The organism is Mesorhizobium sp. M0800 (genome assembly GCF_040320095.1).
Taxonomy (GTDB): domain Bacteria; phylum Pseudomonadota; class Alphaproteobacteria; order Rhizobiales; family Rhizobiaceae; genus Mesorhizobium.
This window is the reverse complement of record NZ_JAMYOZ010000021.1, coordinates 1-16,728: the sequence shown is the minus strand read 5'-3', so window position 1 is coordinate 16,728 and position 16,728 is coordinate 1. Positions and strand designations below refer to the sequence as shown.

General features: G+C 63.6%; 19 protein-coding genes. 13 read left to right on the top strand and 6 right to left on the bottom strand.

The features are described from left to right. Window positions 1-67 precede the first annotated feature (67 nt). Window positions 68-1,048, top strand: coding sequence for a GlxA family transcriptional regulator (locus NKI18_RS22155; protein ID WP_352619390.1), 981 nt, complete (start codon window positions 68-70; stop codon window positions 1,046-1,048). An 87-nt stretch (window positions 1,049-1,135) separates the two neighbouring features. On the opposite strand, the gene NKI18_RS22150 is transcribed toward NKI18_RS22155, so the two are convergent. Together NKI18_RS22150 and NKI18_RS22145 are read right to left on the bottom strand one after the other, a co-directional pair. Beyond that, window positions 1,136-1,345 carry a hypothetical protein gene (locus tag NKI18_RS22150; RefSeq protein ID WP_023680243.1) on the bottom strand — a complete coding sequence of 70 codons (210 nt, stop codon included), beginning with the start codon at window positions 1,343-1,345 and terminating at the stop codon, window positions 1,136-1,138. A gap of 166 nt (window positions 1,346-1,511) precedes the next feature. Beyond that, complete coding sequence (locus NKI18_RS22145) at window positions 1,512-2,168, bottom strand: O-methyltransferase (protein WP_352619391.1); 657 nt, start codon at window positions 2,166-2,168, stop codon at window positions 1,512-1,514. A 93-nt stretch (window positions 2,169-2,261) separates the two neighbouring features. Here NKI18_RS22145 and NKI18_RS22140 point away from each other — a divergent pair, with 93 nt between their 5' ends. Next, complete coding sequence (locus tag NKI18_RS22140) at window positions 2,262-2,894, top strand: TetR/AcrR family transcriptional regulator (RefSeq protein WP_352619392.1); 633 nt, start codon at window positions 2,262-2,264, stop codon at window positions 2,892-2,894. Window positions 2,895-3,025: 131 nt separating this feature from the next. Here the strand turns inward: NKI18_RS22140 and xylA are convergent, their stop codons facing one another. Further along, window positions 3,026-4,351 (bottom strand): xylose isomerase, encoded by a 1,326-nt coding sequence (gene xylA, locus NKI18_RS22135; protein WP_352619393.1) that lies wholly within the window; start codon window positions 4,349-4,351, stop codon window positions 3,026-3,028. 110 nt (window positions 4,352-4,461) lie between these two features. Between xylA and NKI18_RS22130 the strand changes: the two genes are divergently transcribed. After that, on the top strand, window positions 4,462-4,824 hold the full coding sequence (locus NKI18_RS22130; protein ID WP_352619394.1) for a nuclear transport factor 2 family protein: 363 nt from the start codon (window positions 4,462-4,464) through the stop codon (window positions 4,822-4,824). Window positions 4,825-4,862: 38 nt separating this feature from the next. Here the strand turns inward: NKI18_RS22130 and xylB are convergent, their stop codons facing one another. The 3 genes from xylB to NKI18_RS22115 all read right to left on the bottom strand — a co-directional run bounded on the left by xylB (window position 4,863) and on the right by NKI18_RS22115 (window position 8,467). Then, a complete protein-coding gene (gene xylB, locus NKI18_RS22125; protein ID WP_352619406.1) occupies window positions 4,863-6,317 on the bottom strand; it encodes a xylulokinase in 1,455 nt (484 codons plus the stop codon). Window positions 6,318-6,508: 191 nt separating this feature from the next. Next, window positions 6,509-7,834 carry a tetratricopeptide repeat protein gene (locus NKI18_RS22120; protein ID WP_352619395.1) on the bottom strand — a complete coding sequence of 442 codons (1,326 nt, stop codon included), beginning with the start codon at window positions 7,832-7,834 and terminating at the stop codon, window positions 6,509-6,511. 9 nt (window positions 7,835-7,843) lie between these two features. Further along, complete coding sequence (locus NKI18_RS22115) at window positions 7,844-8,467, bottom strand: LysE family translocator (protein WP_023718327.1); 624 nt, start codon at window positions 8,465-8,467, stop codon at window positions 7,844-7,846. A 188-nt stretch (window positions 8,468-8,655) separates the two neighbouring features. On the opposite strand from NKI18_RS22115, the gene NKI18_RS22110 reads away from it, so the two are divergent. The 10 genes from NKI18_RS22110 to NKI18_RS22065 all read left to right on the top strand — a co-directional run bounded on the left by NKI18_RS22110 (window position 8,656) and on the right by NKI18_RS22065 (window position 16,562). Then, window positions 8,656-9,420: a L,D-transpeptidase gene (locus NKI18_RS22110; RefSeq protein WP_352619396.1), complete on the top strand. Its 765-nt coding sequence runs from the start codon at window positions 8,656-8,658 to the stop codon at window positions 9,418-9,420. 217 nt (window positions 9,421-9,637) lie between these two features. Further along, window positions 9,638-9,958, top strand: coding sequence for a putative quinol monooxygenase (locus NKI18_RS22105; RefSeq protein WP_023680233.1), 321 nt, complete (start codon window positions 9,638-9,640; stop codon window positions 9,956-9,958). 79 nt (window positions 9,959-10,037) lie between these two features. After that, the gene (locus NKI18_RS22100; RefSeq protein WP_352619397.1) at window positions 10,038-11,204 is read left to right on the top strand and encodes a diphosphate--fructose-6-phosphate 1-phosphotransferase; all 1,167 of its coding nucleotides are present in this window, start codon (window positions 10,038-10,040) and stop codon (window positions 11,202-11,204) included. 16 nt (window positions 11,205-11,220) lie between these two features. Beyond that, window positions 11,221-11,961 carry an MBL fold metallo-hydrolase gene (locus tag NKI18_RS22095; protein ID WP_353020463.1) on the top strand — a complete coding sequence of 247 codons (741 nt, stop codon included), beginning with the start codon at window positions 11,221-11,223 and terminating at the stop codon, window positions 11,959-11,961. Between the two features lie 343 nt (window positions 11,962-12,304). Beyond that, entirely contained in the window at window positions 12,305-13,843 is a 1,539-nt protein-coding gene (locus NKI18_RS22090) for a DegQ family serine endoprotease (RefSeq protein WP_353020461.1), read from the top strand. A gap of 133 nt (window positions 13,844-13,976) precedes the next feature. Further along, window positions 13,977-14,588, top strand: coding sequence for a molybdopterin-dependent oxidoreductase (locus NKI18_RS22085; protein WP_023680229.1), 612 nt, complete (start codon window positions 13,977-13,979; stop codon window positions 14,586-14,588). Continuing rightward, window positions 14,585-15,331, top strand: coding sequence for an FAD-binding oxidoreductase (locus NKI18_RS22080; protein ID WP_023680228.1), 747 nt, complete (start codon window positions 14,585-14,587; stop codon window positions 15,329-15,331). Before NKI18_RS22085 ends, NKI18_RS22080 begins: the two co-directional genes overlap by 4 nt. Before the next feature lie 441 nt (window positions 15,332-15,772). Continuing rightward, window positions 15,773-15,976, top strand: coding sequence for a DUF680 domain-containing protein (locus NKI18_RS22075; RefSeq protein WP_023680227.1), 204 nt, complete (start codon window positions 15,773-15,775; stop codon window positions 15,974-15,976). A 71-nt stretch (window positions 15,977-16,047) separates the two neighbouring features. Beyond that, window positions 16,048-16,254, top strand: coding sequence for a DUF680 domain-containing protein (locus NKI18_RS22070; protein WP_352568421.1), 207 nt, complete (start codon window positions 16,048-16,050; stop codon window positions 16,252-16,254). A gap of 68 nt (window positions 16,255-16,322) precedes the next feature. After that, window positions 16,323-16,562 (top strand): DUF680 domain-containing protein, encoded by a 240-nt coding sequence (locus tag NKI18_RS22065; RefSeq protein WP_352619400.1) that lies wholly within the window; start codon window positions 16,323-16,325, stop codon window positions 16,560-16,562. Window positions 16,563-16,728: the final 166 nt, after the last annotated feature.

Sequence of the window (16,728 nt, the reverse complement as noted above, 5' to 3'; positions counted from 1 at the left end):
TCCCAATAGAACGTAGGGCAAGAATGCCTGACTTGCCGGAAACTGTTTTGCGTTTTACGAAGATCGTGTGACAAAAAACGAAAAATCGACGATCTTTCGGGCCGAGCGTTTGCCGCTCAAGGTGACGCTGCTGGTATTCTCCGGCTCGTCGATCATGTGCGTCGCGTCGGCCGTCGATCCGTTGCGCGCCGCCAACCGCATTGCCGGTGAGACGCTGTTCGATTTCAGGCTGGTCTCGGTGACAGGCGAGGCGCCGGTCACCACATGCGGCCTGCCGGTGGCGGTCGGCGGCCGCTTCGATGCGGCTGACACAACCGACATGCTGGTCGTCGTCGCCGGCTTCGGCACGCAGAACTATGCCACATCGGCCCTGCTGTCCGGACTGCGCCGGGCGGCGCGCGCGGCACGCGCCTGCGGCGGCGTCGAGGCCGGCACCTGGCTGGTTGCCCGCGCGGGTCTGCTGGAGGGGCGCAGCGCCACCACCCACTGGGAGGACATGGAGGATTTCTCGTCGGCTTTTCCCGGCGTCGACGTGCGGCCCGACCGCTACGTCATCGATGGCCCGGTGTTCACCACCGGCGGCGCCTCGCCGACCTTCGACCTGATGCTGCATCTGATCCGCACGCGGCTCGGCATGGCCGTGGCGCTCGATGTCGCGAGCGTCTTCATCTACGACCAGGCGCGCGCCGCGACGGACGCGCAACCGCTGGTCTCGCTCGGCCGTCTCGACGGCTACGATCCCAGGCTGGCGCAAGCCATTCGGCTGATGGAAGCGCATGTCGACCAGCCGCTGACTATCGCCGCCGTGGCAAAGCGCGCCGGGGTGACGGCACGGACGCTGGAAAGCATCTTTCGCAAGTCGATCGGCGAAACGCCCGGCGCTTATTACCTCAGGCTGCGCCTCGGCGCCGCGCGCCGGCTGGTGGTCGACACGCGCATCGCCATGGCGGACATTGCCGGGCGAACGGGGTTTTCGTCCGCCGCGGCATTTTCCAGAGCGTTTTCAAGAGCGTTCGGCGAAGCGCCGGTCAGGCTGCGTCGGGGATAATGCATGTCGCCCAAAAGCTTGGCCACGGGCTTGACCCGAGGGTGCGTAGCGGTTTTGGGATCACGACATGCATAGGCAAAGGTAGAATCAGGCAGCGTCCTGGCGGTCGCTGCTGCCGTCGATCTGCGAGCGCATCTGTCTCGCAAGATGGGTCTCGAAGCGGCTGGCGACCGCGCGATCCCATTCGTTTGCACTCAGCGCACCTTGTTTCGGGTGCGGCAGCGCCATCAGCCGGTCGATGATCGATCCAGCCTCGCCAGATGAGAGCAGGGCGTCGATTTCGCGTTCGTGCTGCATATCGTTTCGCCTCCTTCTTACTGAATCCCGCCACGAACCACACTATAGGAGGTTCGTGACGGCTGTTTGAAGGCAAGAGCGGGGCGATTGATGGGCGATGCCGGGCAAAGTTTTGTCCGCCGCCGCCCATCTTGGGCACGATCGTTCCGGCAGGTCAGGCAGTGCTTCAGCCAAGCCGCATCGACAGTTCAACATCCTCGCCGAACGGCGTGGACATGTAGCCACTCCCGGTCGAGCGCACCCGCTCGAGGTATTCGGGGCAAAGATCTGCGTTGTCGGCAACGACGAAGGCGCCCGGCCTGAGGCGGCTTTCAACCAGACTCAAGACCTCGGGATAGAGCGCTTTGGCGCCGTCGAGCAGAAGCAGGTCGACCGTTTCGGGAAGATCGACGCTTAATGTTTGCAGCGCGTCTCCTTCGCGGATTTCCACCATGTCGATGAGACCGCCTGCTGTCAGGTTACTCCTCGCGCGCGCCACCTTGGATGGCTCGAACTCGCTGGTTATCAGGCGGCCGCCGCCATTGTCCCGCAAGGCTGCGGCAAGGTGCAGGGTCGAGATGCCGAACGAGGTTCCAAATTCAACGATCGTCCGTGCATCGCTGCCTCGTGCCAGCATGTAGAGCAGCGTGCCGGTCTCTCGCGAGACGGGAAGCCAGAGGTCCTTTAGCCGCCCATAGAAATCGAGGTATTCGGTCTTGCTCCGAACTAGGCGGCTCCGCTCCTCGGCGGAGAGTTCCGCCACCGCGGGGCTCGTTGCCGCAGCGGCTTCCTCGAACAGGCGGTCCAGCAGGGGCCCGAGCGGCGTTGTCGTCAGTATGGTCATATCGGTCTCCAGTCGGAATGGAATGCGTTCTTGTGCGGCATTCAAAATACGACTAATCATTCGCATTCACTAATCGCATTGGCGCGGCTCTCAATGAGCGATCACCGAAATCCGCGGATTTCCTCGCGAAAACAGCCCAAGCAGGCCCGCTCGGCGGAGCTCGTCGCTGCGATTTTGCAGGCTGCTGTTCAGGTTTTGGTGAGGGAAGGCGCGCAGCGCTTCACCACGGCGCGGGTGGCCGAGAAGGCCGGCGTCAGCGTCGGATCGCTGTATCAGTATTTTCCGAACAAGGCGGCGATCCTGTTCCGGCTCCAAAGCGACGAATGGCGGCAGACGACCGATTTGCTGCGCGATATCCTCGAGGATATCAGGAAACCGCCGCTTGAACGGCTGCGCGCCTTGGTCCACGCCTTTCTCCGCTCGGAGTGTGAGGAGGCCGCGGTGCGTGTGGCGCTCGACGACGCCGCACCGCTTTACCGCGACGCGCCCGAGGCGCAGACGGCAAGGGCGTCCGGAGACCGCACCATCCAGCTCTTCATGCAGGAGGCGTTGCCAAACGCCGCGCAAGTGACTCGCGAATTGGCCGGCGACCTGGTCATGACGACGCTCAGCACGGTGGGGAAGCAGTTCTCGGAGACGCCTCGAACGCCCAAGGAGATTGAAGTCTACGCCAACGCCATGGCCGACATGTTTTGCGCCTACCTGAGAGGCCTCGATCACGGCTAAGACGCGCCAGACCCAGTCAGCGAACAGGCCACGCGAGTTTCACACGGGGCAAACCTTGTTGGTTTCAGCCCCGCGGAAAGCCGCCTTTATCCGCGGCCGTTCGAACAATGCGGCCGCGAACCGGGTACGCCTCAGACGTACCGGTTGACGATGTTCTCGAGTAGCTCTTGGCGGCCGGATCTGGGCTGCGGCTCGATCTTCTCGTTGACGACGCGCTCGGCGATTTCCTCCAGCGTGCGCTTGCCGGCAAGCATCGCCTTGGCCTCGGCCGAATCCCAGCCGGCATAGCGCTCGGCGAGCGGGGCGGACAGCGCCTTGTCCTCGACCATGCGCGCTGCCGCCTTGAGGCCGCGGGCGCAACAATCCATGCCCCCGATATGGCCGATCAGCAGATCCTGCGGATCGAGCGACTGGCGCCTGAGCTTGGCGTCGAAATTGGTGCCGCCGGTCTTGAAGCCGCCGGCCTGCAGCACCTGGTAGTAGGCCAGAGCCATCTCCGGCACATTATTGGGGAACTGGTCGGTGTCCCAGCCCGACTGGTAGTCGTTGCGGTTCATGTCGATCGAACCGAAAATGCCGAGCGCGTTGGCCAGCGCCAGTTCATGCTCGAACGAATGGCCGGCCAGGATGGCGTGGCCCTGCTCGATGTTGAGCTTGACCTCGTTCTCCAGTCCGAAACGCTTGAGGAAGCCATAGACGGTGGCGACGTCGTAATCATACTGGTGCTTGGTTGGCTCCTGCGGCTTCGGCTCGATCAGGATGGTGCCTTCGAAGCCGATCCTGTGCTTGTAATCGACGACCAGATTGAGGAAACGGCCGGCCTGTTCCTGCTCGCGGGCAAGGTCGGTGTTGAGCAGCGTCTCATAGCCCTCGCGGCCGCCCCACAGCACGTAGTTCTCGCCGTTCAGACGCTTGGTGACGTCGATGCAGTGTTTCACCGTCGCCGCCGAATAGGCAAAGACGTCCGGATCGGGATTGGTGGCGGCGCCCGACATGAAGCGGCGGTTGGAGAACAGGTTGGCCGTGCCCCACAGCAGCTTGACGCCGGTCTGCTTCATCTTTCCCGAGAAGTAATCGGCGATCTCGTCGAGCCGCGCCGCACTTTCGGAAAAGTCCCGGCCCTCCGGCCGCACGTCGGCATCGTGGAAGCAGAAATAAGGCGCGCCCAGCAACGAAAACATCTCGAAGGCGACGTCGGCCTTGAGTTTGGCCAGCTCCATGGTGTCGGTACCGCCGGCCTTGGGGAACCATGGCCGGTCGAACGTCTGGCCGCCGAACGGATCGCCGCCCGGCCAGGCGAAGGAATGCCAATAAGCGACGGCAAAGCGCAGATGGTCTTCCAGCCGCTTGCCGGCGACGATCTCGTCGGGATTGTAGAACCGGTAGGCCAGCGGATTGGTCGAATCCGGTCCCTCGTATTTGATCTGTTGGATGTCGCCGAAAAAACCGCTGCTCATGTTCTTTTCCTCTCGCATGGTTCGGCCTGATTACCTCAGGCGTAATTGGTTTCGCGCTGAAGCTGGTCGAAAAGCCTCATGTCAAAGCCACCCAACGAAGGAGACAGACCATGACCGACCTCAACACCATTGCCGAAAACTACATCGCCGCCTGGAACGAGAGCGACGACGCGCGCAGAAAAGCCTTGCTCGAGGCAACCTTCACCGAGGACGTCGGCTATCGCGATCCGATCATGCAGGGCGACGGCCATGACGGCATCGCGGCGCTGATCGACGGCGTGCAGCAGCGCTTTGCCGGCTTCAGGTTCTCGCTGAAAGGCAAGCCGGACGGCTTCGCCGATACCATCCGCTTTTCGTGGAATCTTGGGCCGGACGGCATCGAATCCGTCATCGAAGGCACGGATATCGGCGTCATCGAAAATGGCCGGCTGAAAAGCGTCACCGGCTTTCTCGACAAAGTGCCGGCACAATGAGGCCTTCTCGGCAGGCCGCGGCGTGGGCGGGAAACCGTTCACGCCGTGGCGCCTCTGATCGCCGGATAAAGCTGGCGATAGCGCTGATAGGCTTGCGCATAGGCGTCACCGAGGGCGGCGACCGGCTCGACCGTGGCGTCGGTCGCCGGCGCCGCGCAGACGGCGCGCGGATCGGCACCGGTCGCCGCGATCAGGCCAAGTCGGGCCGCGCCAAAGGCAGCGCCGAAATCGCCGTCGGCTGGAATATCGACTGGCAGGCCAAGCGCTGTGGCGATGGCCTTCAGCCAATAGCGCGAGCGCGAGCCGCCGCCGATCGCCGTCACCCGGGTCAGCGTCGTGCCGGCTTTGGCCAGAGCTTCGAGGCTGTCGCGGAAAGCGAAAGCGACGCCTTCGAGCACGGCCTGGGTCAGTGCCGCGCGGCCGGATTCGTGGGCAAGCCCGGTAAACGCGCCACGAATGGCGGAATCATTGTGAGGCGTCCGCTCGCCCGAGAGATAGGGCAGGAAGGAGACGCCGGTCGGCGCCTTCAGCGCTTCGCCGAGTTCGGCGATCAACTCGCCGGCGCTTTTTCCAGCGATCCCCGACAGCCAGTTGAGCGAATCGGTTGCCGACAGGATGACGCCCATCTGGTGCCAGGTACCGGGCAAGGCATGGCAGAATGTGTGCACGGCGCTTTCCGGGTTGGGCAGATAGGACGCGTTGGCGGCAAAAAGCACGCCCGACGTGCCGAGCGAGACGAACGCCTGGCCGGCACCGACCGTGCCCATGCCGCAGGCCGAAGCCGCATTGTCGCCGGCACCGCCGGCGATCGGGATGCCCGCCTGCATGCCCCATTTCGCGGCCAGTTCGGCGCGCAAGGCACCGGCCTTGGCCGTGCCTTCGACCAACGATGGCATCTGGCTTTCGTCGAGCGATGTGGCGGCGAGCAGTTCGGCGGACCAGGCTCGTCTGCCGACATCGAGCCACGACGTGCCAGCCGAATCCGACATTTCCGAAATATGCTCGCCGGCGAGCCAGAGCCGCAAAAAGTCCTTCGGCAGCAGGATCCTTGCCACCTTGGCGAAAACAGCCGGTTCGTTGTTCTTGACCCAGGCCAGCTTCGGCGCGGTGAAACCGGGAAAGACGATGTTGCCGGTCAGCTTGCGAAAGCGCGGGTCGGCATCGAGCGCGGCCGCCTCGGCGTGGCTGCGTGTGTCGTTCCATAGAATGCAGGGGCGCAGCACCTGGTCGGCGGCATCGAGCAGAGTGGCGCCATGCATATGGCCGGAAAGGCCGATGCCTTTGACCGCCGCGAGTTCCTTCGCATGCATTGACCGCAGCTCGCCGACCGCCGCTTCGCAGGCGCGGATCCAGTCGGCCGGATTCTGCTCGGACCAGCCGGGATGCGGGCGCGACACGTCGAGCGGCGCATGGCCGGAACCGACGATGCTCTGCCTTGCATCGATCAGCAGCGCCTTGACGCCCGACGTGCCGAGATCGAGGCCGAGATACATGTTTCCTCCCATGTCCGTCATGCCTGGCGGCGACGGTCTTTCTTGCTTCCCCGCCCAGTCCTGTGACACGGGCGGCGAAGATATCCCGGCAATCGTGCCGCCGGAAACGCACCCCGGTCAACACGCGAAGATTTTTTCGACGCTCGAAAAAATCTGGCCGGGGCAGTTTTTAAGGCAAGATGTGGCCTTGGTCAATTCGCCGCGAGAGCGGTTGCACGCCGTGAAAACAGTGCCGACAACGGGCTGTCCGGCCGTGCCAGCGCGCGTTCCGCCGCAAGCGCCCTCGCCAGCGCGCCATCACCGGAACGCAATGCCGCTTCGATCAGCGTCAGGTCGATGACGTCGCGTTGTGCGTGGCTGCCGCCGAAGCGATGGGCGATTGCCCGGATCGGCCGGATCAGGCGTATCGTCCCGGCATAATCGCCCTCGCCGAATGCCTTGATGGCGAGCGTCAGGGGATGGCCGACATCCCTGGTGAAAGCAGCGTTGTCGTCCTTGCCGCGCATCGCCTCGCGCTGCGCCTCGAGCAAGCCGCGGGCCGGCGCTTCGAGGCCGGCGCCGACAAACGCCATCATCGCGTGGGCGTCATTGAAGGCATAATGGCCGGCGCTCGCCTTGGGCAACCAGTTGGCGGCGAGTGCCGTCCAGCGCTCGCCGACATCGACGCCGCCGAGATGCAGCCGCCACAGGATCGCCGAGGCATCGACCATGTTGAGCGCCAGCGTCGAGCGCTCGCCATAGATCGGCCCGTCGTAGAGCGCCAGCACCTCGTCGGTCTCGCCGAGATCATAATGGAACAGCGCCAGATGCCACCAATTATGCACCTGCAGGAAGCTTTCCCGCGTCCACGCTTCGGGATTGGCGCGCATCCACAGAATGCCGTCCTTCTGCCGGCTCTGCATCTCCATGACATGGGCCACCGCATGCTGGGCCCAGCCGTCGCGCGGCTCGAGATCCACCGCCGTGCGGCCAAGGTTTTCGGCGCGCGCGTAGTCGCCCATCTCTTCCAGGCCGAAGGCTTGCATGCCGAGTATGGCATGGTAGCCCGGCATGCCGCTCTGCCAGGACGGCAGCGCGCGGCCGATGCGGTCGCGCAGCATGCGCGCATTGCCGGTGAAGAAGTCGATCTGGTGGCCGGTCTGCAGCGCCAGCGCATCGAGCGGAAACTCGATGGCGATATCCTCCAGCACGCGGGCGGCCTCGTGCCAGCGTCCCTCCGCAAGGTGGCCAAGGGCGGCGACATGCGCCTGCTCGCGCGCCGTCGCGGCAAGTGGCAGCGCTGCCTCGTGACATGCCTTGGCCACCGCCGTCGCTTCGCGCTCTGTGGCAAGGCCAAAGAGATAACCCTTGAACACCTGCGCCATGACGAAGCCGGGATCTTCGGCGATTGCCCGGTCAATGGAACCGACCGGATCGCCGATGAAGCACTGCAATTCGCGAACAGCCCGGCTGTAGGACGAGAGCCCGGCCTCCGTCGCGCCAGACAGCGTCAGGCCAAATGCGTCGCTCACCGCCATGGTCTGTCCTCAGTTGCCCGAGCGCATCGCCACTGTCGCGATGCCGGCGCCGACCAGCAGCGTGCCGCCGGTGCGGTTGAAGATGCGGATCGCCTTTGGATTGCGCACGACGTTGCGCGCCCTTGCGGCGATCAGCGCATAACCGAAGGCATTGGCGAAGGCGAGCGCCAGGAAGGTCGTCTCGAAGATCAGCATCTGTGTCCAGAAATCCGCATGCCGGTCGAGGAACTGCGGCAGGAAGGCGACGAAAAAGGTGATGCTTTTCGGATTGAGCGCGGTAACCAGCCAGGCGTGCGCCGTCATTTTCGCCGACGACACCGCATCGGTGCGCGGTTCGGCCCGGAGCGCGCCGCCGGCGCGAAACAGCTTGATGCCGAGATAGATCAGATAGCCGGCGCCGATCACCTTCAGCACGGTAAACACGGTGGCCGACGCCGCCAGCAGCGCGCCGATGCCCAGCATCGACAATGTCATCGCGGTGAAGTCGCCGAGCGCCACGCCGACTGCCATCGGCAGCGCGGTGCGCCAGCCCTGGCCGAGCGCATAGGAAACCACCAGCAGGATGGTCGGGCCCGGAATGACCAGAAGGACTGCCGAGGCGGCGGCAAAGGCGGCCCAGTTTTCGAAGGACATTTTCTTCTCCTTGAGCTCAAAGAAGAGGATAAATCCTTGGCCTCGCGCAGATGTAAAGAGGCAAAAATCGAAAAAGCCCCTCGTTAACGCCAGGCGGCCGGCCTTCACGCTTTTTCAACCATGATTGGTGAAAATGCCTGCTATCCGGCCGGAGCGTGTTTCCCGCCGACAGCGTAGGGTTTGGGTAAATGCGTGAGTTGCCGCACGGTCTGTCGCTGCCGCACAATGGCGACGCAATCGAAACCGAAATACAGCTTTCCCGCCGCACGGTGCTGTCCGGCGCCGGTGCGCTGGCGCTGCTCGGCATCGCCGGCTGCAGCCAGACGCTGGATCTGCCGTCGCTGCAGCTCGACGACGTCACCACCGGCTCGATCCGGCCCATCCGTCCGAGTATCAGCGTCGACAAGAACATCACCAGCCCCGACGTGATGTACGCTTCGCTCACCGACGGTGGCTTCAATGTGCCGGAAGTGCCCTATCTCAAGGTCAAGCCGGAGTTCCGCCGCCAGATCGTCGTCGATCCGACCGGCGAGCAACCCGGCACCATCGTCGTTCACTCGCAGGAACGGCTGCTCTACCTGGTGCAGCCCGGCGGCGATGCGATCCGTTACGGCGTCGGCATCGGCAAGGACGGGTTCCGCTGGTCCGGCCGCGCCAACATCCAGTACGGCAAGGAATGGCCGGTCTGGACCCCGCCGCCCGAGATGATCGCCCGCAGGCCGGAACTGGTGAAATGGCAAAGCGGACAGCCGGGCGGCCTCGACAATCCGCTCGGCGCGCGTGCCCTCTACATCTATCAGAACGGCAGCGACACCGGCTATCGCATCCACGGCTCGCCCGAATGGTGGAGCATCGGCCAGGCGATGTCGTCGGGCTGCGTGCGCCTGATCAACCAGGACATCATCGACCTCTACAGCCGCGTCTCCAAGAAGAATCCGGTCGTCGTCGTCTGACCGGCGGCCAAGGCTCGAGCGATTACTCTGCCGGCTAGCGCTGCACACCCATGTACTACATTTTGTGCGAATTCATGCGACGCTTCGCCTTGCCCAGCCATGTCCACTCGTGTGACTGACAAGTTTTGGGAGATCGCGACATCGTTGCACTGATCGAGGCGAGCGAAGCGGAGAAGCCGACCATGCGTGGGCCCTGCAAGAAGCAAGAAAGCAATTGATGCCGATTGTCAGGATAGCCGAACTGGAAATCGATCCTAAGCAGATCGGCAGCTACAGGGCCCTGCTTGCCGAAGAGATTGAGGCTTCTGTACGCGTCGAGCCGGGCGTGCTTTTCCTTCATGCGGTGGCAGTAAAAGGCACGCCTGAAAAGGTGCGCGTGATCGAATGCTACGCCGATCAGGCGGCCTATGAGGCCCACCTGACCACGTCGCACTTTCTCAAATACAAGGCGCAGACGGCGAGTATGGTCAGGTCACTTCGGCTCATCGAAACGGATCCTATCGCGCTGCAGGCGAAGAGTGGCCCGATTTCAAACTGACCCACTGCCTCTGCCGTTGCGCGATGCCGCAAGACAGGCGAATGTGCCTGCGATTTTCACCGCCCTGGAGACGTGAACAATGGCCGGAACTTTTGTCATCGCGCAAGGCGGCGGCCCGACCGCCGTCATCAACCAGACCGTGGTGGGCGCCACGCTCGAAATCCGCAAGCGGCATCTCGGCGCCAAGGTGCTTGGTTCCATCCACGGCGTGCGCGGAATTCGTGACGGCAATTACATCGATCTTTCCGCCATCCCCGAGGACCGCCTGCGGCTGATCGCGGCGACACCGAGCGCCGCGCTTGGTTCGACGCGCGACAAGCCGGATGCCGCCTATTGCGACCTCATCCTCAACGGCTTGAAGAACGCCGGCGCCGATGCCTTCATCTATATCGGCGGCAACGACACCTCGGGCACGCAGCAGATCCTCACCGACGCCGCCGGCGGCAAGATCGCCTTCGTCCACGCGCCGAAAACCATCGACAACGATCTCGAGGAGAACGATCACACGCCCGGCTTCATGTCGGCGGCCGAGTTCGTCGCTGGAGCATTCCTTTCGGTCGATCTCGATTTCCGCGCTCTGCCGGGCATCTATGTCGGCATCGTCATGGGGCGGCATGCCGGTTTCCTGACGGCCGCGTCCGCGGCCTGGCAGCTCGATCAGGACAGCGGCCCGCATCTCGTCTACGTGCCGGAGCGGCCGTTCTCCGCGGCGGGCTTCATCGACGACGTTCGTGCAACGCTCGACCGCCACAAGCGCTGCATCGTTGCCGTCTCCGAAGGCGTCAGCACCGCCGACGGCAAAGCGCTGGTCGAAAGCCTGGTGCCGCCGGAAAGGCTGGAGCGCGACCAGCACGGCAACGTCAAGCTGTCGGGCAGCGACCTGCCGGCAGCCTTGGAGCGCGCGCTCGCCGAAGGATTGCCGGGCAAGCGGGCGCGCGTCGATGCGCTCGGCTATATGCCGCGCGGCTATGTCGGCGCCATCAGCGCGGTGGACGCGCAGGAGGCCTTCGATGCCGGTGCCTTCGCGGTCACGGTGGCCGACGAGGGGGGCGGTTCGGTGGCGCTGCAATATGACGGCAAGAAAACGCTGCTGAAGAAGGTGCCGCTGAAGAACGTCGCCGGCAAGACGCGCCATATGCCGGATGATTTCATGCTGCCGGATGTCAACCGGCTGTCCGATGCGGGGATGGCCTATCTGAAGCGGCTGGTCCCGCAAAAGTACAAGGTCGGCAAGCCGTTCGTCTGATGCCGGCCTTGATCTGATGGACAGCTGGTTCAGCAAAACCATCGTCGACGCCAAGACGACGATGCTGACCGAGCCCTTCGTGCACGACTTCGTGCGCGCCAACATCTGGCATCTGCGCGGCCGCGATGTCGACCTGCTGGTCGACACCGGCATGGGGATCTGCCCGCTGGCGCCGCAGATCGACACGCCGTCCGGCAAGCCGCTGCTCGTCGTCGCCACGCATATCCATCTCGATCATGTCGGCTCGCTCCACGAGTTTCCGTTGCGGGCAGGGCCGCGCCACAGCGCCGCGCAGTTCGACAGCATGGATGAAGCGGTGACCTACGCCTACATGTTCCATGATCTGGAAGGCGCCGTCTCCAGGCTGCCGGCAAAGGGCTGGAAGGCGGCCGATTACAGGATTCAGCCGGCGCCTCTGGCCCGGACCCTGGACGAGGGCGATAGGATCGACCTCGGCGACCGCCAATTCCGCGTCCTGCATCTGCCCGGCCACTCTCCGGATTCGATCGCGCTGTTCGACGAGGCTGACGGCCTGTTCTTCGCCGGCGACGCCATCTACGACGCCATGCTGATCGACGACCTGCCGGATTCGGATCGTGCCGCCTATCGCCGCACGATGCAGCGCCTGCTCGAGCTGCCGATCCGGATCGGCCATGGCGGCCATGGACCGAGCTTCGACGGCAGGCGGATGCGCGAGATCGCCCACCACCTATCTCAGCCGGACGGACCGGAAAGGCGAATAGGAGGCCTCGGCTGAGGCGGCGCAAATCTGAAGCGATTTGTCTTGCGCAGCTATTTTGTTCTTGCTTTGTGCCGGCAGCTATGCTAGTAATTTGGGTATGGTGCTGATTCGCCCCAACGACCCGCCGCAAGGCGGGTTTTTGTTTTCGGGTTTCGGCGCCAGCCCGGCAAGGCGGCTGCCAGCCGGAAATTAAATCTTCGTAATATTATCTGGAAACCATGATCGGCGCCCTAGATGCGGGGCTGTCGATCCGGTCGGCCGCCGTGCAAGGCGAGACAGGCAAGGCCGACACGCCGATAGTGCGTTCCGGTGACGGAACGCTGCGGCGCCCGATCAATCTCTCGCCCGGACAACGGCCATGTCACCAATCCAGACCCTTCGCAGACATCGCGTCGCCGCTCTGCTGGGCGCCGCGCTGATCGTCAGCCCCTTCGCCCTGCCCCTCGCTCCCAGGCTGAATGATGTCCTGGCGGCAACAGTGACCCCACCTGTCACCGGAATGACGGCGCCCAGCGGTTCGTTCGCTCCGGTCGTGGCGGCCGACAAACCGGCGGTGGTGACCATCGAGACGGTCATGAAAGTACAACAGCCGGACACCATGAGCGACGCCTCTCCCTTTGGCGGAACCTCGCCTTTCGACGACTATTTCCGCCATTTCTTCGATGACCACGGACAGCCCGCCCCCAAGACACCGCCGGAACAGGCGCCGCGCACCGAGGCCCTCGGCTCAGGCTTCATCGTCGGCGCCGACGGCACCATCGTCACCAACAATCACGTCGTCGACGGCGCCCAGTCGATCAAGGTGACGCTCGACGACGGCACCGAGCTTCCCGCCAAATTGATCGGTCATGACGCCAAGAACGATCTTGCCGTGCTCATGGTCAAAGCAGGCAAGCCCTTGCCGATCATCAAATGGGGCGATTCCGACAAGCTCATGCCGGGCGACCAGGTGCTCGCCTTCGGCAATCCTTTCGGCCTTGGCACCACGATCACGGCCGGCATCGTCTCGGCGCGCGGCCGCGACCTGCATAGCGGGCCGTTTGACGACTTCATCCAGATCGACGCACCGATCAACCGGGGCAATTCCGGCGGCCCGCTGACGGATGTGAACGGCAATGTCGTCGGCATCAACACGGCGATCTTTTCGCCGAATGGCGGCAGCGTCGGTGTCGGCTTCGCCATCCCCTCGGACCAGGCGCAAAAGGTCGTCGCCAAGCTGATGAAGGGCGGCTCGATTCAGTACGGTTATCTCGGCGTCCAGATCCAGCCGGTGACGCCTGACATGGCGAGCGCCATCGGCCTCGATCGCCCCGCCGGCGTCCTGGTCGCGCAGGTCAGCGACGGATCGCCGGCCGCCAAGGCCGGCATCGAGACAGGCGATGTCATTACCAGCTTCGCCGGCCAAGACATAAAAGATCCAAGGGATCTGTCGCGCGCCGTCGCCGACATTGCGCCTGGCACGAGGGAAGCCCTCAATGTCTGGCGCCAGGGGAAAAGCCTGCAGATCTCCGTCGAGGTCGGGCGCAACGAAGACGACATGGCAACGGGATCGGTGACCGGCGATCGGGGTCAGCCGTCGACGGAGTCGGGCCTTCGCGCACCGGCGCTCGGTCTTGGCCTGATGGACGTCACCCCGGATGTGCGCCAGGCAATGAACCTGGCAGGCAACCAGCACGGCGCGCTGGTCGAGCGCGTCGACCCGAACAAGGCGGCATCGGCTTCCGGCATCCAGCCCGGCGACATCATCGTCGCCGTCGACCAGCATCCGGTGAGGAACGCCAGGCAGGCTAACCAGGCGATTGTGCAGGCTGCCAAATCCGGCAAGAAATCGGTGCTGCTGCTTGTCGAGCGTGGCGACGCCCAGATGTTCGTCGCCGTCCCCTTCGCCAGTGGCTGAAGCGGGCGCCGCGCTGCCAAGATCGATGTAGAGCATTGCCGCCAGGCCGGGGCCAAGATTTCGGTTGCCCGCGCTCGCGTCTTCGAGAAAACTGACAAAGGTCGATCGGACCTTGCGCAAACGGATATTCTCGATGGTTACCCGAGGCTTCTCTTCCGGACGAAAGCCGCCGACGGATACGGATGCACGTATCCCGCCGGGGCAATATCTCGAGCAAGGTTTCCCGGTCCTGTCGGCCGGCCCGACGCCGCATGTCCGCACCGAGGATTGGTCGTTTACGCTTAAGCACGGGCCGCGGCCGATCAAGAAGTGGAACTGGGCCGAGTTCAACGCGCTGCCCTTGACCAAGATGACGCGCGACATCCATTGCGTCACCGCATGGACCAAGTTCGACACCGCGTGGCAGGGCGTGCTGGTCGACGACATCCTTGCCGACGCCGGCATCGAGCCGCCCACCGCCTTCACGCTGGCGCTGGGTTTCGACGGCTATTCCACCAATGTGCCAACGAAGGATCTCACCGGCGGCAAGGCGATGGTGGCACTGCTTTACGAGGGCAAGCCGATCACCCCCGATCATGGCGGCCCGGCCCGGCTGCTCGTTCCGCACCTCTATTTCTGGAAATCGGCCAAATGGCTGAACGGGTTGCAGTTCACCGAGCGTGACGAGCCGGGTTTCTGGGAATTGCGAGGTTATCATATCTACGGCGATCCGTGGCGCGAGCAGCGCTACACGAACGATCCATGAGCGACGCACCGGCGGCGCAGTCGCCCTGGCAGACGGTCACCATCACCCGCATCCAAAAGCGCACGCCGCGCGTCACCAGCTTTTTCCTGCAGCCGTCGCGGCCCTTCGTCTACCATGCCGGACAGCATGTCGATGTCAGGTTGACAGCGCCGGACGGCTATCAGGCGCGCCGCTCCTACTCCATCGCCTCGGCGCCGGAGACCGGCGAGACCATCGAACTGGCGATTGAAAAACTCGAGGACGGCGAGGTCTCGCCGTTCTTTCACGAGATCGCGGCGGTGGGCGACGAGGTCGAATTGCGCGGGCCGCTCGGCGGCCATTTCGTCTGGTCCGACGGCGATGGCGGACCGCTCCTGCTCGTCGGCGGCGGGTCGGGCGTGGTGCCGCTGATGTCGATGGTCCGTCACCGGGCGATGCGGGGATCGCTGGTCGCCGCCACCTTGGTGTTTTCGGCGCGGGTCTGGGACGAGGTGATCTTTCGCGACGAGTTGATCGACCTCGCCGAGCGCCGGGATGGCTTCGACCTGGTGCTGACGCTGACGCGCGAGCCGGCCCGCCGTCCGGCAGATCATGCGCGGCGGGTCGACGCCGCGATGATGGTGCAAGCCATGACGAGGCTGCCCGCGCCGCCGAAGCTCGCCTTTGTCTGCGGCTCGAACGCATTCGTGACGGCCGCCGCCGAGGCACTGATCGATGCCGGGGTGCCTGCGGCACTCATCCGCACCGAACGCTACGGGGTCTGACCGGTTCTGCTTGCCCGGTTGCTGCCTTTGTTGGGCGGCATAAAGCAGGCCAAAAGCAGCCGCAACGCCGACGCCGCGTTTGGCCGAAATGGTTAACGATTCGACAAAGAGCCTCGGCTGCGACTTTTATCGGTTTAAAAAATCGAACCGAACGGTTCGTTTCTGTTGACAATGCGTGCAGGACGCTGTGAACGCTGCCTCCCCAAGTCACCTTGCAGCCAGACCGATACTATGGGCTATCTACTTGATATTTAGCAATAAAATTGTGGCGAAGGGAATCTCTGGCACAATTTCAAGGTGTAGATTCTTGGTCCACACCAAACAACTTCGTGATTGGAAACTGGCCATCGCCTTTCCCACATCGGGGCTGTCCGAACGACGCGAATTCCTCCCAAGACACGCCGCTGGACGGACGGAAAACTGAGATACTGGAGTACTAAAATGAAAAAGATCGCTCTTGCCGCCGTCGCCGTTTTGGCCATCACCGGCAGCGCCTTCTCTGGCAGCGACAACTTTGGTTCCAAGGGTGCGAACCAGCCTGCCGCTTCGGTCGACAGCTCGTATACGGCTTCCATTCAGAAGCCGGCTCATGCTGACCAGCAGCCTGTCCAGGGCGCCGACCGTAACCTCTTCGGCAACAACTAACAGCCGATCCCGGCATCAGGGCGGCGGGCATATCCGCCGTCCGGGGATCTGAAAAATTCAGGAGTATTAAGATGAAAAAGATCGTTCTTGCTGCCGCCGCCGTTTTGGCCATCACCGGCAGCGCCTTCGCGGGCAGCGACAACTTTGGTTCCAACGGAGCCAACCAGCCCGCTGTCTCGGTCGACAGCTCCTACACGGCTTCCGTCAAGACGTCGGACCAGGCTGAAAAGCAGCCGGTTGTCCAGGGCACCGACCGTAACCTCTTCGGCAACAACTAACAGCCGATCCCACCATCAAGGCGGCGGCATGCCCGCCGCTTGATTTCGAAAATCCAGGAGTTCCCAAAATGAAAAAGATTGTTCTTACTGCCGCCGCTCTCTTGATTGCCGCCGGCAGCGCTTATGCCCGCAACGACAATGTTGGCGGGACCGACATCAACAAGCAGTCGACCGTCAACGTCGACAAGACGCAGACGTATTCGGTGCGTGACGGCAACTCGCCGATCTACAAGCTGCTGAATTCGTCTGGCGATGTGCCCAAGTCCGCGCCTCAGGGCGCCGACCGCAACCTCTTCGGCAACAACTAGAGCAATTCCAGGAAAAGTGTGAAACGGTTTTCCCGGGAAAAGCGCGTAGCGCTTTCCCTTGGGAATTGCGTCAAAACAAAGAGATAGAGCGGTTCGGCGTTCCGTGAAACGATGAACCGCTCTAACGGCCGAACTGGAATTCCAGACAAGAGCGGCGGGCCATGCC